The organism is Thalassolituus marinus (assembly GCF_020320395.1).
In the GTDB taxonomy this organism is placed as follows: domain Bacteria; phylum Pseudomonadota; class Gammaproteobacteria; order Pseudomonadales; family Oceanobacteraceae; genus Venatoribacter; species Venatoribacter marinus.
The window spans coordinates 86,373-110,024 of the sequence record NZ_JAEDAH010000043.1 but is presented as its reverse complement, the minus strand read 5'-3'; the positions used below and the strand labels follow the sequence as shown (position 1 = coordinate 110,024).

Here is a 23,652-nt window from a genome sequence, read left to right as displayed (position 1 = left end):
GAATTTTCTTCGCTTGGTCATGAACACTCCTTACAGGCACATTATGCCTCTTTTAGATGTGTCCGTGAAAACGGGGTAGAACCCTTTATTTAGAACTGGTCTACGAGAAGAGCCCAACTTTAGCTTCAGTTTCTACTTATCAGTTGTTTGCTCTAATCGTTTCAAGGCTTCCAGAACACGATCTCTGTATTCATACGCGTTTGACAGCATTTCATGAACTTTCGCCTCATCGCTGCGCGCACGAGCATCAACCACTTTTTCTCCAAGATGGTGCAAACGCTCATGATCAGCCACCAATTGAGTAAATACGGGGTTATCCCGAAAACGGTTCCATCCATTATTTTCGATCCAGCGGCCAACCTTGCATTGGGTGGATTCAAGAACTGGAAGAGACTCGATGTCGCCCCGCAGCCATTGTTCCAGCTGATTGACCCAGTGACGGTGTTCCACCTCGGCGTGCAACAAGGGCAGATTATGAAAATCCACAGGCTTCACTTCCCGCCATGCATGGGAAGCCTGCCAGTGACGAACCCACTCCGGCAGATCTTCGGCCCTCATCGGCCGGGCGATACCGTAGCCCTGCCCCAGCTCGCAACCCAGTCGCAACAGAAGGTCGCCGTGCTGCTCGGTTTCTATGCCCTCAGCAAGCACCTGCAAACCGAAAGCCTGAGACATACCGACAACGCCGGAAATAATCGACAGGTCATCCGAATCGTCCAACATGTTGCGAACGAAACTCTGGTCAATTTTCAAAACATTCGCCGGCAGATGCTTGAGGTAGGAAAGTGACGAGAACCCCGTGCCAAAATCATCCAGCGCGAATCGAACCCCCAGTTTGCGGCATGCCTGCATCACCCGGGAAACCTTATCCAGATCGTGCAAGGCACTGCTTTCCAGTATTTCGATTTGCAAAACCTCAGGGGCGATGCCGGGATGCGCGTCAAGTGCGGCCTGGAGTTTGCTGATAAAGCTATCTTCGAGGATTTGCAAGCTGGTCACATTCACGCTGACTTCCAGGGACAGGCCCTGTTCGTGCCAGGCTTCCGCCTGTGCCAATGCCGTGCGAATCACCCAGTCCCCCAGCTCGATTTCCAGCGGATGGTCTTGAATCGCCGGAAGGAACGCGCCCGGCGGCACAATGTCGCCTCCCGGTTTCTGCCAGCGGATCAGAGCTTCAGCACCGAGCACGGTGCCCTTGGCCATGTTAACCTTCGGCTGGTAATAGAGAATGAATTCTTCATTCAACAGAGCCTGCTGAATGGCCTGGAGCTTGCCGGTCAACGCACGGGTACTCTGTTCCCATTGGACATCGTATTGTTCCAACCGGTTTTTACCCTGCATCTTGGCCTGGAAAAGTGCCTGTTGGGCTTGGCGCAGCAACTGTTCTTCAGAGACGTTTTCGAGCTGCGGGTACTGGGTAACGCCAATACTGGCGGTAATTCTGACTTCAACCCCCGACATAACCAGTGGCTCGTTGATCGCCACCAATAACCGGCGAAACATCAAAAAATTATCGTCATCCGGGCTCATTCTCGGCACAAGGATAACGAATTCATCGCCACCAATGCGCCCAACCACAGCCGGATCATCGCAAACGGTGCGCATGCGCTGGCTCAGTGCCACCAACACATCATCGCCCAGCGCCGGACCATGGCGTTCATTTGCTTCCCGGAAGTTGTCCAGGTCCAGCAAGGCCAGAACTAAACGGCTACGGCGCTGTTCACACTGATCCAGCTCCCGTCGCAGCCTGTCCTCAACCGCCCTGCGGTTGGGCAGGCCGGTCAGAGCATCTTCATAGGCCAGGCGGCGCAACTGCTCCCGGTGCCGTGGTTTTTCGCTGATGTCCTGGATAGTGCCTTCGACCAGAGCCGGCTTGCCGTCTGGACCGGTTTCAAACTGACCGCGAACTTCCAGGTATTTGATCTGCCCGGGCGCAAGGCAAACCCGATGTTCTGCGTGCAGATACACTGCCTCATTTTTTGCTTGCTGGAAGGCCTCGTGGGTTTTCTGGCGATCTTCCGGGTGCACCATGTCGAGATAGGTATCGTAGGTGGGCGTTGAGTCCTCCGGATTACGCTCGAAGATCCGGAACACTTCTGGTGACCAGTACGCCTCACCAGAATCCAGTTTGTAACTCCAGTGCCCCAGATGGGCCTGCTGCTCTGCCCGCTCCAGACGACTCGCCGCCTGTTCTCTTTGTTTCTGTACCTGTCGGTGTTCCAGCGCAATGCTCAACAGATCACTCATGAGCTCCAGGAACTGCAAAGTCTCAGCCCCCCAATGCCGCTCTTCCCGCACAGCATCATTGCCCAGGAAACCGACCAGTTCACCGTGCATATGCAACGGATAAACACACACTGACTGAATGTCCTGAGCTTCCAGGATGGCATGTTCCGCATGAGCTGCAGGCGGCAGGTCGCTCACTCTGGGCACCAGTACATGGCCGGTGGTGCGTAATTGCTGCCACCACCAGGGCGTCAGGTTCGAGGGAATGTTCTGGAGGTTATCAATTTCGGGGCTGATGCCAGCTGCACACCACTCATGGGTGTTGCTCATATACCGAGGATCTTCATTGACCAGAAACACATAGGTGCGGTCTGCGCCCATGTAAGCGCCGGCTCGCTGCAAGGCGCGCTCAATAGCGCCATCAAACTCCTCGGGGGAAGCGGCCATGAGGTCCGAGGCAAAGTCACTGATCAGCAAACGGGTGTCCCGTTCCCGCTGAAGAATCAACTCCTGGGTTCTGCGCTCGGTAATATCGGTCTGAGTACCGACAATGCGTGACGGGCGGCCGTCGGCGTCATGAGCAATCACCTTGCCCCGGGACTGAACCCAGCGTTCACCACCGTCATTTTCCAGCACCCGGTACTGGTGACTGAACACTTCAGTCTTGCCCAGCAAGTGCGCCAGAAAATCCTCTTTCAGAGCCGGCCAATCCTCCGGATGAACCGACTGTCCTACGTGGGCAAAGAGGCGTGCCGTCGCGTCAGGATCGCCTGTATCCAATACCTCCAGATTCCAATCCCAAAGCGAATCGTTGGTCGCTCCCAACACCGATTTCCAGTGATCTTCCTGCTCCCGCAGTTTCTTCTCAGCCAACTCCCGGGCGTAGGCCTCTCGCTGCAGTGCCAGTGTCCGTCCCGAAAGCTGCTTATACATACTCAGCACGCTCTGGATTAGACCCGAGGCCTGACCACTCATGGATTCGTGCGACGTCGCCTTGGCCTCCGGCAAAGAGTGACCCTTGCGCACTTCGAGTAACGCAACCGCCATGCTTCTGTCATCGTGCAGGATGTGATGGGCCAGCCAACTGACCAGAAAAGACAGCAGATCATCCACCCCGGCGAGACTGGGGCTTTGTTCTATCCGGGCCTGCATGCTGCGGACTTTGCCCACGAACCCGTCATGGGATCGGTGATGCCGAGTAAACCATTCATCACCTTCAAACGCCTCAACCCACAAGCCCTCTTCGGTCTCGAAGTGGTAGGCCGCATAATCCACAAGGCCATCAACGATCTCCTTGAGCTGGTCTGGCTCCAGGCCATAAACGTATTGATGCGCCAAGTCGTTCAACAGCTTAACCAACTGTCGATGCTGCTGATCAATGATATCAATGCCGGTTTCCAAACTCCGGTTCCAGGACACAATATCAAAGGCGGTGCGTACGTCCTGATCAATCATAACTTTTCTCTATAAACAACTTGTAGCGATACTAAGGTTTGCCAGCGCCTTCTGCACCATTTTTGTGCACCACCAAGGCTGCAAACATAAATTGCGTAAACCGCTGAAGGTTGCCACCCATTCCATGTGAAGCCTGCCACCCGGACCGGAGCAAGGCTGCCACCCATCGGAGCGTAGCGACGCGGGGTTTCTCTTCTTACTCCGAAGTCTCGGTGGCCGTCAACTTTGCCTGTTGTTTTCGCATGGATTCGCCCCGCAGGTTGATCTTGTAGGCGTTGTGTACGAGCCGATCCAGAATGGCGTCTGCCAGAGTGGCGTCACCGATTACGCCATGCCATTCCTCGATGGGTAATTGGCTAGTGGCAATGGTGGAGCGCCTGCCATGCCGGTCTTCCAGCACCTCCAGCAAGTCTCGCCGATTCTCGGCGCTCAGTTTCATCAGCCCCCAGTCATCCAGGATCAGCACGTCGACCTTGGCCAGATCCGTCAGGAGTTTTGAGTATTGGCCATCGCCTTTGGCAATGGTCAGCTCCCGTAGCAGTCGGGTCAGGCGGACGTACTGGGCGGTGTAACCCTCCCGGCAGGCCTTATGTGCCAGAGCACAGGCCAGCCAAGTTTTCCCGACCCCGGTGGGACCGGTGATGAGCACATTCAGGTGTTCCTTCACCCATTGGCAACCGGCCAGCGACTGGACCAGTCCTTTATCTAGGCCGCGTGAATAGCGGTAATCCAGGTCTTCGAGGATGGCATTGTGCCGCAGCTTAGCCCGGCGCAACCGGCTGGTCATGCGCCGGTTATCTCGCTCGGTCATTTCCCGGTCGACCAGCAGCCCGAGGCGTTCCTCGAAGCTCAGATCGGTGATGTCGGGGGTGGCCGACTGATCCGCCAGGGCGGCGGCCATGCCGGTCAGTTTGAGGGCGTGGAGCTTGTCCAGTGTGGGATGTTTCAGCATGTCAGAGATCCTTCAGTGGTAGTAGGCGGGGCCACGGATGTTGTCGTGGGTATCGGGCAAGGCCAGTTCCTGTTGCTCTTCCAGAGGCTGCTGATCCAGACGGTGTTTGAGGATGGATTCAATGCTCTTGTAGCGGCAGCTTCCCAGCATCAGGGCTCGCTGGCAGGCGGCCTCCAGCCGCGACTCGCCGTAGCTCTGCCCCAACCGGAGAATGCCCAGACAGGAGCGGTACGCCTGCTGAGGGTGTTTGCGGGCACCCAGAGCGGTGCGGATAAGCTTCTCCGTCGCCGGTCCGGTCTTGGCCGCCCAGGCGATGAGTCGTTCCGGCGACCACTCACCAGCCTGGCGATGGGATTCGGGCATGTGCGCGGCGATGGTGGTGTGCCGTCCCTTCTGGTCTGAGCGCCGGTGGCTGGCGATCCGGTTGCCCCGGTAAAAGCATTCGATGGTGTTGTTGGTGATGCGAACCTCCACCTCTTTCTTGATCAGGGTGTAGGGCACTGAGTAATAGTGACCGTCGATGGCTACGTGGTAGTCGATATGCACCCGAGCCTTCTTCCACTCTGCGTAGACATACGGTTCTGCCGGCAACGGCTGTAGAACCGGTTTATCCAGCTGTTCGAAGTGGTCGCGCCGGCAGCCGGGCAACTTGCGGAAGGGGCGGCTGTTGAGCCGCTCCAGCAGTTCACGGATGGTGGCGTTGAGTTGCCCCAGGGAGAAGTGCTGGCGATGGCGCAACGCCGCCAGGATCCAGCGCTCGACGATCAATACACCGCCTTCTACCTTAGCCTTATCACGGGGCTTGCGAACTCTTGTCGGGACAACGGCCACGCCATAATGGGTGGCCATGTCCTGATAGGTTGGGTTGAGATCCGGCTCGTAGCGATGGGCCTTGCTGACGCCGGAGCGGAGGTTGTCCGGAACCACCAGTTCCGGCACTCCGCCCAGGAACTCGAAGGTCCGGATGTGGGAGCCGACCCAGTCCGGCAATGTCTGGCTCCAGGTGGCTTCGGCGTAGGTGTAATTGGATGCACCCATCACCGCGACAAAGACTTGTGCCTCGTGGATCTCTCCGGTGGTGCGGTCAATGACGGGCACGGTCTGGCCGGCATAGTCCACGAATAGCTTCTCACCGGCCCGATGGTCCTGGCGCACCGATATGTTCCGCCCGCCGGCCATCGACACATTGATGACTGGCCTGCGTTAAGGAGGCTGCTATGGCTAGCATCAGTGCTCGAACCGGCAAGCTGTACTTTGACTTCCGTTATAAGGGGGAGCGCTGCCGTGAATACACCAAACTGGAAGATAACCTGCCGAATCGTCGACGTATGGAGAAAATTCTGCAGCGGATTGAGGCGGAGATAACCCTCGGAACCTTCGTGTACCGGGATTATTTCCCCGACAGTCCCAAGGCAGAGGCCTTCGAGGCTTTAGATAAGAAAGTCGCTGCCGCCCGGCTGTCACCCAACCAGACCACTTCGGATATTCCGACATTCAAGGAGTTCACCGAAGTCTGGCTGAGCGATATGTCGGTGGAGTGGCGTGAGAGCCATAAGAAGACGGTGATGATTAACCTGAACACCTACGTTCTGCCCGCCTTTGGGGAGAAAAGGATCAGCGACATCACCAAGGCCGACATACTGAATTTCCGTTCAACTCTCGCCAAAGACCCAAAACGGAAAACCAGTCCACTGAAGGCTGCCACCATCAATAAGATCATGACCCCATTGAGGATGCTTATGAATGAAGCCGCTGACCGGTACGAGTTTACCTCGCCCTACCGGGGAATCAAATCGCTCAAAGCCCAGAAAATCGACGTAGAGCCGTTCACACTGGAAGAGGTGAGGCTAATTCTGGCCAATGTACGTCTGGACTTCCGTGCTTATTTCACCGTGCGCTTCTTCACTGGCATGCGAACCGGCGAGGTTGATGGCCTGCAATGGAAGTACGTCGATTTTGATCGCCGCCAGATCCTGATCCGTGAAACCGTTGTCGACGACAAACTGACCTATACGAAAACCGATGGTTCTCAGCGTGAAATCCAAATGTCGCAGCCGGTCTATGACGCTCTGCTTTCCCAGCGGGCCGTCACCCGCGGCGAGCAGTTTGTGTTCGCCACCCGTACAGGCACCCCGCTCAAGCACAACAATGTCACTAAGCGCGTCTGGTACCCATTACTGCGTTACCTTGGCCTTAAGCCCCGACGGCCTTATCAGACACGCCACACAGCCGCGACGCTTTGGTTGGCTGCAGGAGAGAGCCCTGAGTGGATTGCCCGGCAGATGGGTCACACCACCACCGAGATGCTGTTCCGGGTTTACTCACGCTATGTACCCAATCTTACCCGTCAGGATGGTACAGCCTTCGATCGATTACTGCAGCAACGCTTTCTTACCGACACGCCAGCACCCACAGAGGAGGCCGATAGCGATGCTGCACCAGAACTTTAAACACGTGTGGGTTACTGAGCGAGCGAACCGTATCGCTGACTGGCTGATCTTCGTGGCAGAGATCCAACCAGGTAACGGACTCGCGGGCCACCTGGGAGTGAACGTCTCGATGGACAACCATAATGCTGTGCGGATTTGGGTGCAGGAGCAGATGCGAACCTGGCCTCCGCAGTACAGAACACTGGGGGAGCTGCGCAAAGGATTCATCGCCTGCCTTCCTAGTGAGGTTTTTTAACGCTCTTTGTGTGCCTGCGATCTTCAGGCACACTATTTGGAGCCGTACATGCAGACAGGAGTCTCAAGGTGATAGGAAGATTACTGTTCATTTGTGTCAACACATTCATGGCAGAACTGGCCCTTCCAGGCCAGTTCTACATCGGCTTGGTTTATTCCTTGTGCCTTCTGATTATCTTCAAACGTCCGAAGAAGGCGTCCGTGGCACAGTCTTGCCAACCTCAAGCGAACACACGACGCTCCCCAAAAGACACTCAAGGTCATAGTTCAAACCATTCTGCAAGCAGCCGACGGGAGGAAATATATTCCATGCCCGTTATCCACTGCAGCATCGACGACAATGACATGTTGTTCAGCAGCAGCGTGGCATCAGAACACCATTCAATGAGTTTTTATGAAGATGATTCTACAAGCAGCATAAGCAGTCCGAGCTTCAACCCTGCCACAGGATTACCCATGATTGGCGCTGTAGATATTCATGGCAATGCATATGGCAGCTCTTCGATGGAAGACATGAACACAGTCGGCTCAGGCCTTAACGATTGGGCGTCTCATTCAATCGGATTCGATGACTCGCTTTCAGCCAGCGCGTTCGACGATAGTTTTTCGAGTACATCCAGCGGATTTTCCGACAACTTTTCGTCAGGCTTTGATGACTCATCGTCCTTTAGCGATAGCAGCGATTGGTAGACTCGGCTCGTATGACTGTAAATTTGAACAGGAAATATATACGGCTTATATTTCCTGTTCAGATATCAGGATAAGCGATCTTAATTTCTGTCGATCAGCATTTCACGGTACCTATCCATCGCTTCCTGTTCTATCTGCCGTTCATTCTGAATCAATGCACTGAATTCAGCCTCAACCTGATCAATGGCTTCCTGAGGATTCATTTTAACAATCCGCTCATAGCCATCTTCATACGATTCATCGTAAGTGGCTACATGTAAGACAAAGCTGCTTCGATCAGAGATTGCAGAGAAAACACCATCCTGATCCAGACGTACCAAAACCCTGCACATAGTGTCTAGTGTTTGCTGCCAGCGCGCTGTGATGGCCTCATCCCATTCATCCCATTCGCCGTGCAGATTTTGCATTTCCTCGTCGGTGGAAATAAAGTCCTTACCATAATCCTCGGCGTCAATGAACTCACCGGGATTCCATTTGAATCCGATACGCTCACATTCATCTTCGGCCTGACCACAACAGCTATTCAGATAACTCGTGGTGTTGACCATGGGCAAAACACCATCCCAACCACCAAAATGATAGAACCCTATAACGTATATGTCATCCTTGTACTGCCTGACGATTTGATCGAATGCTAACGATGCTTCGCGATATAAAGCCTGCTCAAAACGTTCCATGCTACTCATAACAACTCCATTTAAATAAGAATACTGAGGGCCCAGATCTTTACTTCACACAGTGAAATAGGCTCGAATAGAACCTTAACCACTGCACCTGTTTCGAGACACGATTTTTTCAAATAACGTCTTAACCCGGCTCTGGTACGACTCGCACATCATTACCCGTACCACCAAATTAGAACACCAGGGGAGCCATGCATTCCATCACATATGATCCCACCCTACTTCTTCAGTGTACGGTACAGCCTGAATAGCATGCTGCTGCAGGACTTGCCGGCAGCCGATGAAACCTACTACTTTCTACTTACTTTATCTCGTAGGCGCCAATAATTGCCAAATACCGCTACATTGATGGAACTTTCAACCGAAATACTGTCTATACATACAGTTCCATGATATAGATACAGACATCATCTCAAGAATGCATGAGATGGCTGCTCTTTTGATAGCTACTGCAGCTTTGCTGGTAACAGACTGCTTCTGTGAGGCGTGATGATGGGCTATTGCCCCAAAAATACAAACACCAAAGCGCAATAGAGCCGGCGATGAGTAACGCTCATTCATACTCAAGTCGGTTTTTCTGTTTAAGATGATTAGATAGACAAGAGGGAAAAGAATATGACAGACGAATTAATTAACCCCATTCCACTGATGATTCTCGGTGGTTTTCTTATCAGTGTGCTGGCTGCCGCTTGGTGGTTTAACCGAAAAAAATCGGATTAATCACTTCAGCATACGAATGCCTTCTGCGGGGTCAACATCCAGTGCATGGCAGAACTGGACGTACTCAAATACATCCAGGCGGCGCTCCAGCGACTCCACCCGATGAACTGCCGTGGTGGTAATGCCGAGCGCCTCGGCCAGTGCTCTGATGCTCATTCCGCGCGCTTGGCGGTTGGCAATCAGCCAACCGATCATGCGGGCGTATTTAGGGGAAGTGATGGTTTTAATCATGTACTCATAATGAGTACCTGATGCTGCTAATCCCAAATTGAGTACAGGCAAAGCGCAGATTTGGCGAGAATCACACACATAGCGTTAACCCGACACCGAGATGGGTAGCGATCAAGGGTTGAGATGGAACTATCCGGCTTATATAGTTCGCCATTCTGTTCTCATTATGAGAACAGACAACTACGAGAAGGATAACTCTATGAAAGCGATTCTGTCCGGGATGCTCGCATCCTCTGTGTTTCTGACTGGCTGTGCAGGCGTGGGCAACATGCTGGGCCATGGTACTGAGCATTTCTACGAGGGTGAGCCGTTACCAATGTCCCAGGTTTCCGTTATTGAATCGAACGGAGAAAGTGGCTGGGGAATGGGTGCCGGTATCAACCTGATAGCAATTGATGGCAAAGATCTGTCTACTTTTGCGCAGTCAAAGCAGGCATTAAAGCCCGGCAAGCACACTCTCGAATACGAGTGCGATAGGTCTGACAACATAATGGATGGTAAACATGTTGGGCATACAAGCTCTGAAGTCGAACTGGAAAAAGGTGTTCATTATCGTCTGGTAGGAACCCGACAAGCACTCGACAAAAAAGACTGGTATTACTCAGAGAAAAGTTTCCTTGGCCAAAAACAGCGACAACTGGAAACCAGCATCTGTAAATTAAACCTGGTTAAACATAAGACCTTGACCGACGAAGGCTGATTCCTGCGCCGTATCCTGCTGTTTATCAGCAGGGTACGGGATGGTGAACGCGCCACAATCTGAACACGGTCTTTTGCCATCGACATTATTCTACTTTGTGAATTCAATGTCGGTGCATCAATTCATTCAGTACATATGAGGTGGCAACATGACCCAACCATTGACCATAGCCGATGTAATGCGCGTCTTTTCTAAACTCATCGACCACTGGCAGTTAACCCCTGAAGAGCAGGCCAGCATCATGGGCATGAGCCAGCCCGATTATGAAAAGTTATTGAGCACGCAGCAGGATATCGCCCCGCCGGCACTGATGGACCGTGTGGCGTGGCTCGTTGGTATACAAAAAGCCGTTTCAGTAATTTCTCCTCTGGGTCACGAGAAGCATTTTTTTACATCTGCAGTCCAGGCAGAACCGTTATCGGGTCGATCCGTTCGCGAGTATCTGATCAACCAGAACAGTGACAACGACCTGGAAACGTTATTTCTCTGGATTAGCAGCAAATCTTGCTAATCAGCATCGCTAAATACTTTTAGTTTATCCGCCAAATAGTTGTAAGCCTGCTCCGCCCTACGCGAACGAAAATCCATGACGCGGCGTTTGAATCCACTCTCGATCCACGCATCACGGGAGATATTCCATCGATACAGGCAGTAGCTCTGTTCAGATGGTATTAGTTCATAAAACCGTTGGATCATTCGATCGCCACGGCGTTTTTCATCACGTTTATACAAACGATGCAACAGGTCAATGAGTAAAGCATCCCTCGCCGCTGCCGGAAATTTCAGCAAACCAGGATACAAACTGAATAGCTGCTGCGATGTAATTTCTCGTCGTTTGTAACGGCGAATGGCCGCTGAGCATCCATCAAATTCAAACTCTCTATCCGAACGACTAATCGCCAGTTTCTCCCTGGGCGACATCCAATCGTCGAGGCTCACGATCTGCGCGAGATCCGTGAGCCTGCGAACAGCAGATACCCGATAGTCTGAGGGTGTACGCTCACCATGAGCCCGGGTGATTTTTTGTATAGCCTGCCGGCTAACGCCCAATGCGCTGGCGAGCTGAGCCGTGCTCAGTGACGGCATCATACGACGCTGATAATAGGGCAATAGCCAATCCAGAGAGTGCACATAGGTACCGAGCGTGGTCTCGGGCGATGCGTGACCCATCTCAGCACTGATTTGATAAACCGGATTCACGCGCCGCGTGGCGCCAGGCAGCGGTGCTAGCCGACCGAGGTATGCGTCATAGTTCTCTCCCGTGTCGTAACCGAGAAAATCATCCATTGGAAAATCATCCGACAACCGTGACCTCACCATACGATACAGGTTTATTGAGGCAAACGAATGGCGTAGAGAATGAAAACTCGCACTGTAATCACCCATTACCGAATGAATAATATGAGAAATTTCAGAGAATATTTTCTTATTATTGGTTTTGTCGGCCCCCTGAGCGTAGCCACTGAATATACGATGATCACTATTGAATTGATCCGCGTCCTGATTTTTCAATATTCGATCGACGACCCTCATCTCACTATCGCTATATCGGCCACTGATAACAATCTGTCGATTACCTGATCGGGTCTTGGGTTCAAATCCCTTACGTTTTGACACAACAATGGTCGCCAGCCCCTCACGCTGAAAATCCTTGTATCGCAGCGCAAGAATTTCACCGCGCCTCAGTCCGGAACGATAGCCGAGGATCACCGCCAGCAGCATTCGCTGAATTCTCTGACGTTCTACCACCTTAGTTGCCATCAAAAACTCTCGATACAACGTGCCTTTTATCGCCTCATATTCCCAGGGCATTACCATTACTGGGTAGGTTGATGACTGATTGGGAATATTGGCGTTTAACTCAGATTCCAGCAGCGGAAAATTATTTTCATTATGCAAATACCAATAATATCGATCGATACTCTTTTTCAGATTTGATTTTGATTTATTGTGCGCGTGCTCAAGAATTTTAAGAAATCTCTCGCGTAAAATTTCTGGCAATAGACTCTCCGGGTCGCATTCATAAAATTCGTGCTCAAATCGAGGGGCCAGATCATTAACTATTCGCAACACTCCGGATTTTTTTAATCGCCCTCCAAATTGCGTATTGTTCTGGCGGTAAAAGGCTGCACACCGAACCAGTGACTGCAGAGCCAACGAAAAATTCTGTGTACTCGCCCGCAGAACTAACTCCTCTGCAAGGGAACTGGTTCGAACTAATGCAGACAACAGATTGCAGTAGTTCGACCGGCGCTGCTTCCTGCTTGCCACATATGTTGATTCCTCTGCTTCTGCCGGGGTAAATTTAACCGGCGGAACTCGCCTGCTGATTAGACGCAGATGTCCATTGCTCGTCAGACTACGATTCCTATTGCGATTAGCGCTAACCTCTACCAAATGGGCAGGTAGATAGTTTTTGAGAACTGCCTGAAATACACGAATCAGGTCGACGTCGCTGGACCAGCTCTCCAGCCCTGTATGCGGGCTCAGCAGCTGACGTAAATACTGATGCCAACTCGTGGATTTGGTTGTTTTTATGCGGCCTCGATACCTAACCAGTAGCAACACAGTCATGTCATCCGGCTGCCAAACCATAGGTTGAGCGTTGCTGTTTTTTTCTAACTCAAACCAGATATGATTCCGATATTGCCGCAGCCCGTCGTAGAAATCACCTTTGCGCCAGGCCCGAATCAGATCCCTATCGAGCAGCAGTCCGTAGCGCATCGCACTGTAAATCAGCGCACCAGGAATCTGATCATCATCCAAATCAAACATAATTTTTGGAAATATCCGATCGAATCGCCACAGCGCCTGATATAGAGCACTATTATCAGGATATACAGGAGCTGCCGGACGCGGCATTGATGAGCTACGGTACAAATCAGCATGGGACGATCGCCCACTCTCTATCGCATAGAGGCTGATATCCTCTAGCCGAGATTCGACCTCAGAGGCACTGTATTTTTTCCTCAGATGATCAATAATCACTGAGTAATGTTCAAACGTTATCGGGCTGCTGTCATCGATACGAATACCAACAGCCTCTAGAACAGTGCGAGTTTCATCAGACAACATCAAACCACTCCCTACGAATGCCCAGACTAGCGATCATTTGATCATAGAATGCCAGGATCTCCTGACGCATTTCGATCGGATCATCCGTGCTGTAAACATCCCATGATGACTCCCCCACAGTATGATGGTTCATCACCATATTGGTTGTTGCATATGAAATTCGAGAATTTACCATTTTCCTGCGAGTGTATTTTCTCAGGGAGTTTAGCGGGTAGGGCCAGTAGTCACTCATAAACCTGATGATGTGTTTCGGCCTTGGGCTGACTACCAGCCTCCCCTCATCAATAAAAAATATTCGGGTTCCAACCTCTCCGAGGTCATGGGCGGCCATGGTTTTCTCCCTGACGAACCCATAGTACTCAGAAACCTGTTGTGCCAGAGGGTGAACAAATTGAAATCGTGCGTGAGAGAAATCAGGTCGATCTTTATCACGAAAAAACACGGCCATATCTCCATTCTCAATGTCTACGAACGGGTCAAAAACCCCACGAATTGTCGTCAATAGTGCCTGAACCATGATGCACAATAACGTATTGGCATTGTGCCATTCTCGGCTAGCAGGCTTGAATGTGAGCGCATCCACCGACAGCCTGCTCAACATAGATTTCACACAGCGATCGGTTGGCATATTTCGCGCGGAATAGAAACCATTTGGTGAGCCATTCATCACTGGACTGTCTATCAGATTTTTTATCCCCATACGACGACGCATCTCGCGTGTTGCAACAACATAGGAGTAGATTATCTGCTGATCCGATACGGCGGAGTAATATTGCTGGACGTTGGCCGATGAAACCCTCAATCCAAATGCCGTCTGAACAATGACCGGATCAAAATGGGTTCTGGCGATTTCGAACGCGCAGCGCTGGATTTTGTGTACGGTTATCCGGTCAGACATCGATCTCAGCTCCTGTTTAAAATACTCAGAAAATCCCTTTCTATTCTTTTCTTTTAGTGCAGCCTTGAATGCCTCGATAGATCCAGGCCTTATATAGAAATTCGGAATCGAAACGTAATCATCATCAGATAAAACAGACGATGTGATCGGGTTTTTAACGCCTGTATCTCTAGTCGTATATCCAGGTTTTATTCTGGGTATTTGAAATTGATTTTTCACCACGTCGAATTTCAGCCCTGAGTCCTCCGCGCCCTGTGCCATATTCAATACGTCATCTAGTGAACTACTGGTATACAGCATGAGTGAGAGAGCCATTTGCGCGCATTGCCTATCCGTTCCTCCGCCATAGTTTCGGTCAGCAATGTATCCGGCCAGAGTGCGCAGCTCCGTGTCGGTCAATTGTTGGTACGTTATCGGTAATGCTGCATTCGCTCTGGCGAGGATATCTCGTGCGGTTCTGCTCTGGCGACGTGCCAATTTTCGCTCAACCGATGAGGCACGAACCGCCTCAACCAGCAACAACATCTGATCGTCAGAATGATCCTCACCCGGATCAACGCGCGCTGCTGACAAATCCCGGCTACTGGTGGACATTGATTTTTTATGGGCAACAAACTCTGCAACCTCTGGCAATTGTGCCGGGTCATCAGGATCGGCCGGAACCAGGATATGAACGCTCCCAAATTCGTCATGGCGCGTTCCAGTACGAGCATCTCGGCTATAGTCACCGTCACGCAGGCCCGAGATTTTATTGCGCCTAATCACTCGCAGCCCACGAGCAGCATGTATAAACCGCAGAGCATTGTTGATTTGCCCGTCTGTTGCTCCAGAGGTTCGCACAGCCATATCAATATCCTGATGGTCTGTGTATCCCGCAGATTTTGCCGGCATCACCCTGATCAACAACCCCATTGCTGCTATGTCGTGGGGCCGCAGATCATTGCTATGGTGAGCAACCGCCTCCAGCAGGAATATCTGTAGACGACGAACCAGCGGATGCATACGGTTATCAACATACAGGGCCGCCCACACGGGGTGCTCTACCAGCGAACCATGCAGGCGACTCTCTGCTGAAACACCGGGGCGAACAGACCAGTCTGCTCCACGCAGCTCGTTGCGGGCCATTCGATCCAGGCCCTCCAGTAGCTCATGCAGAACTGAAAACGCATCAGTCTGGTGGATTAATCGTTGTAGGTTTTCCCGAATCTGATGTAGGCCAGTCTCACCTGGCGGGGGATTGAGTATTTGTCGTACAGAACTGTCCATAGAGTGCCTCCCGGTTGCTATAAATCTCTATAGCGAGGCGTGGACATGACCTGTAATCGGGGCCAAATGGGCAGTATCACTCTCAGACAGAATGTGCCAATCTAGATGGTCATTTCATCGAATTAGGTAACGAGGTGGTAGCATGAAGGCGGAGATCCAACATCAAGTGACTGAGAAATTTCAGGGAACAATCGAAAATATGGGGGATGACTGTGGGCTGAGGCTGCCATCTCAAATATGCGAAAGCCTCGGGTTGAAGGCTGGTGATACCGTGACCATGCGTGTCGAAGGAACAGCCCTTATCGTATCTGCGACGAATGCTACTGTTCGATTTCCTTATACTGAACAAGAGTTGATAGAGGAGCTAGCAGATACCAACCAAGCCGATCTGATAGCTGAACTGCAAGATTCAGAGATACCGCCTCGGTGAAACGGTTCTGACGCTTATTTTTCGATAAGCGCCGATTAGTGGCCCTCATTGCCAGAGCGCTTCCAGAGAGGGTAACCCCGGATGGATACCAACTCAAAGATCGCTGAGAATGAAAAAATTAACGACCTTCCGATAGAAAAACTGAATACTGTGTCCAGTATTAGTTGACTACAACACCACCTGCTCAAGCATTTTTTGAAGCACCGGTAAGACCGCCATTATTTAGCCCCCAAACGCTGCTTTAACTGATTGGCCGCCAGGTTCGCCTCGCGAGGCTGCCCTATGCGTATGGCATCCACCAGAGCCAGAAGCGCATACATTTCCGGGTCCCTTCTAACCGCATAAGCAACCGATTTACACAGTGGCTCTATGGCCTGCCCTTTGGTGTTGCCCTTGGCATCGGGCCATACGGGGACAAATTCCCCGGCACTCATAAGCTGCTTGTTCATTACCGGAGCAGCAAAAGCCGTGGCAATTCCCCTGGTGATTTCACCCGGCTTGGCAGGAAAGACGTATTTAAGGCCGTGCAGAATAAAGCCATACAGCGCCTGCACATTCGCCCGTGGTACACCAGATTTACGGTCCTTCTTGGCCAGGCCCACATCTATACAGCGGTTAAGAGCCAGGTTGATCTGGGATTTGCTGATGCCAGTCTCTTCTTCCAGGCTCCGTGCGGTATAGCGGGAAGCGATGTCCTTTTGCTCATGGGACCGATGTTCAGGCAAGATCAAGCGGCTGCCATCTGCATCCCAACCCTCCCAATCCTGCCAGTCTTCCCAGTCAACAGGCTCAACAGGCTCAACAGGTGCTTGCTCGGACGCCCCCGAAGGAAGCTCTTTCCGGTGCAGAGAAATCAGCTTTAGCAGCAGTACGATGTCTTGACCTTTCACTGGGGCTTATCCTCTCTATCGCTAACCCAATTCCATCCTGGCTAGCATTGTCCCACGTCCTAGGACGCGGGACAATGCTTTGAGAGCACACCTGAGATGCCCGATAACAAGCAGGTCACAACCATATCGCCTCCTGCTCCAAGGCCGCACCTTCTGTCCTCAAGGCTGTAATCAGGCAGTGAAGTTCGGCCCCCTGTGCAGTATGGGAGGGAATGGCTTGGCTTAGATAGCTCACTGCGGTATCAAAGTCGCTTTTGGTATCACGCCATATGGTATCGCTGCCAAAGGTTTTGAGCTTGGGTTGCCAATCGGGCATGAGCCACAAGCTACAGCGATCCCCCAGTCGCTGATGTAAGCGGGCATAATTCCGCAACCCCACGCCATCGTAATCTGGAAAGAGAATGACCTCTGGCACCCGCTCGGATGCACCAAGCCAGTCCAGCAGGTTGTTATTAATCTGCCCGCGATACCAGTGAACTGAGGCTTGGCCGTTATGTGGCAGGCCGATTTTTTGCCGATCTGAGTTTGGTAACCAGTCGAGGCGGTCAAATAGCGCCTGGTTTTCCACCAACCACAGGGGTTGAGCGCTACACCAGGCGTCACTTGGCTCAACTGCCAGCGCCGCCACACCATAACGTGCCGTAGCCTCGCTGAGGTCCAGTTGGTTTTCGGCATCACACCACTGCACTCGCCCACCACAGGCACGCATTAGCAGATAGTAGGCTGCATGCCGGTGCCCCCCGCCCTTACTATGGCGGTAGGCAGCAATATTGGCCGCCCGATTGGGCACGGAATCGGAAAGCTCCTCCAGCCAGCCAGGACTGAGGGAGCGCAGATGCTGTTCAATCACCTGAGGCTGGACGACCTGATAGGTTATGCCTCGGCCAGATGTCCGGCAGGCAATGGCGTGTGTCTGCTGGATAAATTGATCCAAAGCCTTTCTTTGCGCCGCAGTGAACTGCGACGCAGCGACCGGTCCATCGGCGGCTTTTGCCATACGCTGTAATGCTGCCAACAGCGCCTTCATGAGGTCACTCCAGACAGAGCTTCACCGCTATCCGTTGCTAGAGGCTCCAGAATGTGCCAGCTTTCACGACTGATATGGTTTCGGCCTTGATGCTGGCTGATAGGCACGCAATAACGCGCCGTGGTCAGCGGAGAAGGAGAAGCAAAAATAAGCGAGAAGCCAAACTCTGCTGCCGTTTCAATGAGACTGGCCTGGTTACGGGTGTCGAGAGCCAGCGCCTCGTCCAGGTAACAGATGGCTTTCACCCGGTGGCGTTTGTCCTGCATAAGGTGCAACATGGCCAGTCCCGTTATGAGCTTGGCCATTAACACCGTGCCGTTGGATGCAGCGCTATCAAGATCGTCAAAGGATTCGGGGGCCTGATCTTTCTTACCAACTACGAAGCTGAGCCGGAAAAGGTCCGCCACTCTCAATCCCTGCCGTGCGTTGCACTCATCGATCAGACGCTGCCGCGCTCTGTCCAACTGTACGTCATCCAGCACACTGGCCTGATTGAATAGGGCAAAGGTTTCACCTGACTCCACTTTTTCAGCGGTATCAATCAAGGTATCAATGGCAGAAACCAGGCTTTCGTCATCTTGGGCTTCAATCTTAAAGACGGTGAGATCCGATAACTGCCGAGCGCCGATGAGCGAGTTAAATTCGCGCATTCTCCGCTTTAAGCTATAAAGTCCGCTACGCAAGTCGCGCAGACTGGCAGTTACATTCACCACTGCACTGCGAGCACGGCGCTCCAACGCTTCGGCTTCACGCGAAAGCTGATGACGGAAGTTGATCAAGGTATCTATCTCAATTTCGTCGTTCTCGGCATACTGAAATTTGGTCAGGCCTTTGTGATGCAGCTCGCTTAGCAGACCGGTGATATCGCCATCCAACCGTAGTAACTGTTGGCATAAGCGCTGGTAATCGGTCAGAGCCTCAGCTAGATTTTCAAGTTGTACCTGTGCGTCACCCAACCACGGCCTGTGGGGTTGATCAGCCAAATAACTAAAGCGTTGATCGGTATCCACACGACGATTGCGGAGTTCACTGATTCGCTGATGTTTACCATTCAGCGATGACTCGTCCTGGTTTAGCTTATTCGCCTTTTCATCCAGTGTTTTACTGGCCTGCTCCGACTGAACCAGCAAGTTTTGAATCTCATGCTGCCGTGCTTCACCAACAGCTAAATGAATCTCACGTTCTGGCTGCTGCTGACGCAAGAGAAGTAACTGATCAAACGCTTTAACGGCTTGTTCTACAGAAGTGAGCTGGCCATACAGCTGATCCTTCTTTTCTTTGGCCTTATCCAAAGATTTGGCGGTATCCAACTGCTTAAGGAGATCGCTATGTTGCTCTGTCAATTCACTCTGACGCTGCTGAATTTCCGCAGCACTTTTGACAACATACTGGGGCGTGAGAGATTTAAGACTGAAAGACAGCCCCTCCATTTTCCAGTGGTTGGCATCCATTTGTGACAACGCACGACTTAGCTCTTTCGTATCAAGATAAAATTGGTTAGCACCCAGCGTCATCACTTCCCGGTTAAACAGGCGGTTTAATACTCCTAATTGATCTTCAGGCAGATCCACACTCAGACGTTGCCAGAGATTATCTGACAAAGTATCCAACTCTCGGGTTAATGCCTCTTGCTCTGACAGGTTACGCTTAATATCTCGCTCAATTTGGCTGGGTGTACGGCTGCTCACCAGACCAATTTGCGTAGTGATGGCATCATATTGTTTTTTGATTTCCGCTTGCTGCTGTTCCAGCTCCCCCCGGCCCGAGATCAACGCAAACTGTCGTTCCAGCTCGTTTTGGCTCTCCTGCTGACTTACCAGAGACTTTAGCTTTGTAGCCAACTGAGTTTGTTCCGCAATCAGTTTTCGATCATTACCCAGCCTGTCTCGCCGTTCATCTTCCAAGAACTTTTGGGCTTGCGCTATCTCACTGCATTTATCTGTATAGAATTGCTCCCACCCCTCCAGAGCTGCCTCTATGTGGGGGCGCACAGCCAGAATTTGGCCCCGCACTACAAGTCGCTGATCACGGTTTGATTCCAATGTATCAATACGAGCTTGCTGACTGACAGCAATTTGATACTGCTCCCGCTCAACATTGATCTCGGCAAATGCCTTATCCCAAGCTTGCTTAAAGTCGATAGCGGAATCAGTGACATCATGCTTGAAAATTTGCAGGAGGTGCTCTTTCACATCCTGTGATTTTAGTTTATCCAGCCGTAGAGTACGGGTCAGAACCCGCTGATAAGCATCGGAGTCTCTGCTATTTTCCAGACGAAACACGGTAAAATCCGGCTCATTAGCAGCGCGTTTAACTCGCCCACCGTAAAGAATATTGGCGAAATCACTCGGATTATAGGTAAAAACAGATTTACCGTATTGAGCGAGATGTGCGATTAGCTCCGGCTGAGCGACCAATTTTCCGTCATCGGTCCGAAACTCATCGACGTTGAGCTGCCCTTTGTAGGCAAAATATTGAAAGTCGTGGCTGACGCCTTTGCCGACACACCCAAGAACGACCGTGCCGATATTAGGCAGAGTCGCCTCCAGCAAAATATAAGCACTGTTATTGGGAAAATAGAACTGGCGACTTTTATCCACATCGTGAGCACCAAAGTCCATGCGCCGCTTATTAATAATCAGGAGAAATTGCAGCGCATTAATCAGACTGGTTTTGCCGGTATTATTGGGGGCGATGAGGGAGACAGATTCATCCAGCGGCAATTCAGCTCGAGAATACCCGGCACTGCCCAACAACACCAATCGCTGAAAACCGGAAAAGTCGAATCGCTGCATGGCTGTGTCTACGCGCATGGTCTTTGCTTTATCGCTCACGGCTTCTTTTTTATCGCTCAAGGCTGTATCACGACTCATGAACTTCTTCCTTATCGTTATCCAGCGCGGAGCCTTCATCGCCCAGCCCAAAATCATCATCAATGCCAGCTGCCAGAGCTTCGAAGTGATCAAGGTATCTGTAAACGGCTGGCAGCAAATAATAAGCACCAGCGTCTTTAGCCATGAAGCCAAATCGCTCTGCGGTTTTCGCTATATCCGCAAAGTCATCCAATGAAATCCCTTCCGCCGCTAAGACCTCCTTATGCTGACTGTAGGCTTCATCCAATAGTTCTCGATCAATACGCCAATCCGTGAAGCGACGCAGCGGCTTTCCTGCATCACCTTGAAACTCAAATATCACCATGAAAAAAAGTGCTAATCGCCGCGTATTCTGATTAGACGATGTACTGCTCTCGGTATTATGAAACCAGGCAAAACCACGACTATCGACCCTCAAGTCATACCCCAGCGACGAGAATAGTGTCTCGTAGGCGTCGCGCTCCTGCTCCAGGTTGGCCCACAACAAGGGCTTGGATGCGCGGTTGATATGCTCACCATTTTTGCTGAGCCGGGTGAAAATTTCAGCTAAACAACTCAGCTTGTCCAGGTTAACCGTTGTCATGAGGCCTCCAGCCTGTGAGGGTGGTGATAAACCCGCAGGCTATTCAGTTCGGTTACCACTTCTTCGGGTTGCAAGTAGCTGTGCCAGTCCGAGGACCGAACCAGTTCGTGATAAAGCTGTAAAACTAAAGCATCTGGCAGGTGACCATAATGTTCACTCAGCCAATTCATCAGGTGATCAACCGGCAATGATCGCTTTAAATGTTCGATCACAGCTGCTTGATCTACCCACTCTTGGAAATCCAACTGGGCCGATTCTTCAGATTCTGGAAACGGCTCTGCCACAGGCTGGTAGTTTTTCGCCTCACTAATGATCGTCAAGACCTCATCACCGACAGAGATCCTGGAAAATCGTTCCTGACGGCAAGAAGGCAATCTCTGCCCCTCAAATTCCAATGGAATAGAACGACGCAGGCCGCGCTTTCTGACCTGACCAAGTAGCTTACTGATCGATGAAGCGAGATTGCTGTGAGCCCGAAGCTCTTCCCTGAGGGGCAACAAGGTATCTGCGCATTGCTGAGAAATCGTCCGGCCTATGCGCCTTAATTCCTTTGCTTGATAGGACACCTGCCTAATTTGGCGCCGATGACTGTAAAGCGCACCCTGAACACTGAGTTTCTCATAGACCACTTCCAACGCTTCATCGGCACCTTCCAGGTACCGATAAAAGGTTCCATCCGGCCCGGAGTCCATCATTTCATTCATGGGCTCGATGTACTGGTCGTATGCTTCCAGTACCCGACGGTAGCGCCTGGCGAGAGGCATAGCACTATCGGCAGACCGTGCCTGCTCAGCAATATCCAAAATGGCGTCACGATCCTGGTGAAGCTGAAGACTGATTTGCCGGAATAAATCCCCTAGTTGTCGCGCTGATTGACGCAGTTGATCATTATCACCGTCGGCCAGCGCTTGGTTCAGAGATTCAGTTGCCGTGCGAATGGCCGCAACCCTTGCTGCCAAAACGGAAGAAAGTCCCAGTTCATGTTCATGGGTTAGACCTCGAACAAACTCAAGTACCGTAGGATTAACAACGAGATCCCCTGAACGGGGAACAAGCTGCAAGAGATCGGCATTGAGCAATGAGCGCAATACGGCACCGGGCTCGCTGCTATCCGGATCTACTTTACCCACCAAGTGTAGCGCCTGCTCTTGATCCAGCTCTGGATGGTCACGACTGACACGCACCATCACCTCGACCAGCTCCCAGTGCTGGTGCAATTGGTAGACAAGGCTTCGAGGATTAACCACTAATTAGTCCCTTATGGCAGTGTTACTGTGCTATATCGGATTCGATAACCGTTATCGAATCCGTACTCGGAGGGCGTTCAAAATTCTGTGTCAGCCAGTCACAGAATTTTGAACACCCTCACGGTTTCTACTGCGCTTACCAGAGAAGCGACCTTGTGCAACATCCCGTAAGGTGCATCTGCTGATTCGATAGATTGCAGTTCAACACTCCTTACAGGCACATTATGCCTCTTTTAGATGTGTCCGTGAAAACGGGGTAGAACCCGTCGCAACCCGTTTACGAGGCGTTAAGACAGCAAAAGAAGGTTACCGCCCGGCACGAGTTTGTGTTCTCGTCACGCTCTGGCACGCCCCTGAAGCACAACAACATCACCAAGCGTGTGTGGTACCCCTTGCTGCGTTATCTGGGCCTGAAGGAACGCCGCCCATATCAGACCCGCCATACCGCAGCGACTCTTTGGCTGGCCGCCGGCGAAAGCCCGGAGTGGATTGCCCGGCAGATGGGCCACACCACCACCGAGATGCTGTTCCGGGTCTACTCACGCTATGTGCCCAACCTGACCCGCCAGGATGGTTCTGCCTTCGATCGTTTGCTGCAGCAGCGCTTTCTTACCGACACGCCAGCAGCCACAGAGGAGGCCGATAGCAATGCAGCACCAGAACTTTAAACACGTGTGGGTAACTGAGCGAGCAAACCGTATCGCCGACTGGCTGATCTTCGTGGCAGAGATTCAACCAGGAAATGGACTGGCGGGTCACCTGGGAGTGAACGCCTCGATGGACAACCATAGTGCCCTGCGCATTTGGGTGCAGAAGAAAATGCGCGCCTGGCCACCGGAGTTTCATACACTGGGGGATTTGCGCAAAGCCTTCATTGCCCAACTGCCTTCGGAGTATTTTGGTTAGGGGGAATTGGTGTAGTTTGCAGGACAGGGATGTCGGACGCATGTGAGTATGTACTCGTCTACCACCAAATGAATACACCACCTACCTACTGATAATAATGACACCTGCACATGTTA

General features: G+C 51.8%; 18 protein-coding genes and 2 pseudogenes. 8 read left to right on the top strand and 12 right to left on the bottom strand.

The genetic code is table 11. From position 1 onward, the window contains the following. Window positions 1–132: 132 nt before the first annotated feature. The 3 genes and pseudogenes from I9W95_RS09210 to istA all read right to left on the bottom strand — a co-directional run. On the bottom strand, window positions 133–3,681 hold the full coding sequence (locus I9W95_RS09210; RefSeq protein WP_225674116.1) for a bacteriohemerythrin: 3,549 nt from the start codon (window positions 3,679–3,681) through the stop codon (window positions 133–135). A 196-nt stretch (window positions 3,682–3,877) separates the two neighbouring features. Beyond that, a complete protein-coding gene (istB, locus tag I9W95_RS09205) occupies window positions 3,878–4,633 on the bottom strand; it encodes an IS21-like element ISSpu5 family helper ATPase IstB (protein WP_225674114.1) in 756 nt (251 codons plus the stop codon). 12 nt (window positions 4,634–4,645) lie between these two features. Next, window positions 4,646–5,797 (bottom strand): annotated as a pseudogene (istA, locus tag I9W95_RS09200) (IS21 family transposase); the annotation flags it as partial. Window positions 5,798–5,850: 53 nt separating this feature from the next. On the opposite strand from istA, the gene I9W95_RS09195 reads away from it, so the two are divergent. The 3 genes from I9W95_RS09195 to I9W95_RS09185 all read left to right on the top strand — a co-directional run bounded on the left by I9W95_RS09195 (window position 5,851) and on the right by I9W95_RS09185 (window position 8,007). Continuing rightward, entirely contained in the window at window positions 5,851–7,083 is a 1,233-nt protein-coding gene (locus I9W95_RS09195; RefSeq protein WP_225674111.1) for a site-specific integrase, read from the top strand. Then, window positions 7,064–7,318: a hypothetical protein gene (locus I9W95_RS09190; protein WP_225674109.1), complete on the top strand. Its 255-nt coding sequence runs from the start codon at window positions 7,064–7,066 to the stop codon at window positions 7,316–7,318. The genes I9W95_RS09195 and I9W95_RS09190 overlap by 20 nt, the downstream gene beginning before the upstream one ends. 308 nt (window positions 7,319–7,626) lie before the next feature. Further along, the gene (locus I9W95_RS09185) at window positions 7,627–8,007 is read left to right on the top strand and encodes a hypothetical protein (RefSeq protein ID WP_225674107.1); all 381 of its coding nucleotides are present in this window, start codon (window positions 7,627–7,629) and stop codon (window positions 8,005–8,007) included. An 80-nt stretch (window positions 8,008–8,087) separates the two neighbouring features. On the opposite strand, the gene I9W95_RS09180 is transcribed toward I9W95_RS09185, so the two are convergent. Together I9W95_RS09180 and I9W95_RS09175 are read right to left on the bottom strand one after the other, a co-directional pair. Beyond that, window positions 8,088–8,693, bottom strand: a complete 606-nt coding sequence (locus tag I9W95_RS09180) for a DUF4303 domain-containing protein (RefSeq protein ID WP_225674105.1) — start codon at window positions 8,691–8,693, stop codon at window positions 8,088–8,090. A 717-nt stretch (window positions 8,694–9,410) separates the two neighbouring features. Continuing rightward, the gene (locus tag I9W95_RS09175) at window positions 9,411–9,641 is read right to left on the bottom strand and encodes a helix-turn-helix domain-containing protein (RefSeq protein ID WP_225674103.1); all 231 of its coding nucleotides are present in this window, start codon (window positions 9,639–9,641) and stop codon (window positions 9,411–9,413) included. Window positions 9,642–9,840: 199 nt separating this feature from the next. Here I9W95_RS09175 and I9W95_RS09170 point away from each other — a divergent pair, with 199 nt between their 5' ends. Further along, window positions 9,841–10,341 (top strand): hypothetical protein, encoded by a 501-nt coding sequence (locus I9W95_RS09170; protein ID WP_225674101.1) that lies wholly within the window; start codon window positions 9,841–9,843, stop codon window positions 10,339–10,341. 148 nt (window positions 10,342–10,489) lie between these two features. Continuing rightward, entirely contained in the window at window positions 10,490–10,852 is a 363-nt protein-coding gene (locus tag I9W95_RS09165) for a helix-turn-helix domain-containing protein (RefSeq protein WP_225674099.1), read from the top strand. Here I9W95_RS09165 and I9W95_RS09160 read toward each other — a convergent pair. Beyond that, entirely contained in the window at window positions 10,849–13,416 is a 2,568-nt protein-coding gene (locus tag I9W95_RS09160; RefSeq protein WP_225674097.1) for a tyrosine-type recombinase/integrase, read from the bottom strand. The genes I9W95_RS09165 and I9W95_RS09160 overlap by 4 nt on opposite strands. Continuing rightward, a complete protein-coding gene (locus I9W95_RS09155; RefSeq protein WP_225674096.1) occupies window positions 13,406–15,580 on the bottom strand; it encodes a hypothetical protein in 2,175 nt (724 codons plus the stop codon). The genes I9W95_RS09160 and I9W95_RS09155 overlap by 11 nt, the downstream gene beginning before the upstream one ends. Window positions 15,581–15,722: 142 nt before the next feature. Between I9W95_RS09155 and I9W95_RS09150 the strand changes: the two genes are divergently transcribed. Continuing rightward, window positions 15,723–16,010, top strand: coding sequence for an AbrB/MazE/SpoVT family DNA-binding domain-containing protein (locus I9W95_RS09150; protein ID WP_225674094.1), 288 nt, complete (start codon window positions 15,723–15,725; stop codon window positions 16,008–16,010). Window positions 16,011–16,228: 218 nt separating this feature from the next. Here the strand turns inward: I9W95_RS09150 and I9W95_RS09145 are convergent, their stop codons facing one another. The 5 genes from I9W95_RS09145 to I9W95_RS09125 form a co-directional block, all read right to left on the bottom strand. After that, window positions 16,229–16,900, bottom strand: coding sequence for a hypothetical protein (locus tag I9W95_RS09145; protein WP_225674091.1), 672 nt, complete (start codon window positions 16,898–16,900; stop codon window positions 16,229–16,231). Window positions 16,901–17,015: 115 nt separating this feature from the next. Beyond that, on the bottom strand, window positions 17,016–17,927 hold the full coding sequence (locus I9W95_RS09140; RefSeq protein ID WP_225674089.1) for a DUF7281 domain-containing protein: 912 nt from the start codon (window positions 17,925–17,927) through the stop codon (window positions 17,016–17,018). Then, on the bottom strand, window positions 17,924–20,800 hold the full coding sequence (locus I9W95_RS09135) for a hypothetical protein (protein ID WP_225674087.1): 2,877 nt from the start codon (window positions 20,798–20,800) through the stop codon (window positions 17,924–17,926). Before I9W95_RS09135 ends, I9W95_RS09140 begins: the two co-directional genes overlap by 4 nt. Then, window positions 20,790–21,383 carry a condensin complex protein MksE gene (locus I9W95_RS09130; RefSeq protein ID WP_225674085.1) on the bottom strand — a complete coding sequence of 198 codons (594 nt, stop codon included), beginning with the start codon at window positions 21,381–21,383 and terminating at the stop codon, window positions 20,790–20,792. The genes I9W95_RS09135 and I9W95_RS09130 overlap by 11 nt, the downstream gene beginning before the upstream one ends. Beyond that, on the bottom strand, window positions 21,380–22,630 hold the full coding sequence (locus tag I9W95_RS09125) for a hypothetical protein (RefSeq protein ID WP_225674083.1): 1,251 nt from the start codon (window positions 22,628–22,630) through the stop codon (window positions 21,380–21,382). The genes I9W95_RS09130 and I9W95_RS09125 overlap by 4 nt, the downstream gene beginning before the upstream one ends. A 287-nt stretch (window positions 22,631–22,917) precedes the next feature. On the opposite strand from I9W95_RS09125, the pseudogene I9W95_RS09120 reads away from it, so the two are divergent. Together I9W95_RS09120 and I9W95_RS09115 are read left to right on the top strand one after the other, a co-directional pair. Next, window positions 22,918–23,298 (top strand): annotated as a pseudogene (locus tag I9W95_RS09120) (tyrosine-type recombinase/integrase); the annotation flags it as partial. Continuing rightward, complete coding sequence (locus tag I9W95_RS09115) at window positions 23,279–23,536, top strand: hypothetical protein (protein WP_225674079.1); 258 nt, start codon at window positions 23,279–23,281, stop codon at window positions 23,534–23,536. The pseudogene I9W95_RS09120 and the gene I9W95_RS09115, both read left to right, overlap by 20 nt. The last annotated feature ends 116 nt before the right edge of the window (window positions 23,537–23,652 follow it).

Coding starts and splice junctions, on each gene's coding strand:
- I9W95_RS09210 (WP_225674116.1), bottom strand. CDS start 3,681: ATGATTGATCAGGACGTACGCACCGCCTTTGATATTGTGTCCTGGAAC.
- istB (WP_225674114.1), bottom strand. CDS start 4,633: ATGCTGAAACATCCCACACTGGACAAGCTCCACGCCCTCAAACTGACC.
- I9W95_RS09195 (WP_225674111.1), top strand. CDS start 5,851: ATGGCTAGCATCAGTGCTCGAACCGGCAAGCTGTACTTTGACTTCCGT.
- I9W95_RS09190 (WP_225674109.1), top strand. CDS start 7,064: ATGCTGCACCAGAACTTTAAACACGTGTGGGTTACTGAGCGAGCGAAC.
- I9W95_RS09185 (WP_225674107.1), top strand. CDS start 7,627: ATGCCCGTTATCCACTGCAGCATCGACGACAATGACATGTTGTTCAGC.
- I9W95_RS09180 (WP_225674105.1), bottom strand. CDS start 8,693: ATGAGTAGCATGGAACGTTTTGAGCAGGCTTTATATCGCGAAGCATCG.
- I9W95_RS09175 (WP_225674103.1), bottom strand. CDS start 9,641: ATGATTAAAACCATCACTTCCCCTAAATACGCCCGCATGATCGGTTGG.
- I9W95_RS09170 (WP_225674101.1), top strand. CDS start 9,841: ATGAAAGCGATTCTGTCCGGGATGCTCGCATCCTCTGTGTTTCTGACT.
- I9W95_RS09165 (WP_225674099.1), top strand. CDS start 10,490: ATGACCCAACCATTGACCATAGCCGATGTAATGCGCGTCTTTTCTAAA.
- I9W95_RS09160 (WP_225674097.1), bottom strand. CDS start 13,416: ATGTTGTCTGATGAAACTCGCACTGTTCTAGAGGCTGTTGGTATTCGT.
- I9W95_RS09155 (WP_225674096.1), bottom strand. CDS start 15,580: ATGGACAGTTCTGTACGACAAATACTCAATCCCCCGCCAGGTGAGACT.
- I9W95_RS09150 (WP_225674094.1), top strand. CDS start 15,723: ATGAAGGCGGAGATCCAACATCAAGTGACTGAGAAATTTCAGGGAACA.
- I9W95_RS09140 (WP_225674089.1), bottom strand. CDS start 17,927: ATGAAGGCGCTGTTGGCAGCATTACAGCGTATGGCAAAAGCCGCCGAT.
- I9W95_RS09135 (WP_225674087.1), bottom strand. CDS start 20,800: ATGAGTCGTGATACAGCCTTGAGCGATAAAAAAGAAGCCGTGAGCGAT.
- I9W95_RS09130 (WP_225674085.1), bottom strand. CDS start 21,383: ATGACAACGGTTAACCTGGACAAGCTGAGTTGTTTAGCTGAAATTTTC.
- I9W95_RS09115 (WP_225674079.1), top strand. CDS start 23,279: ATGCAGCACCAGAACTTTAAACACGTGTGGGTAACTGAGCGAGCAAAC.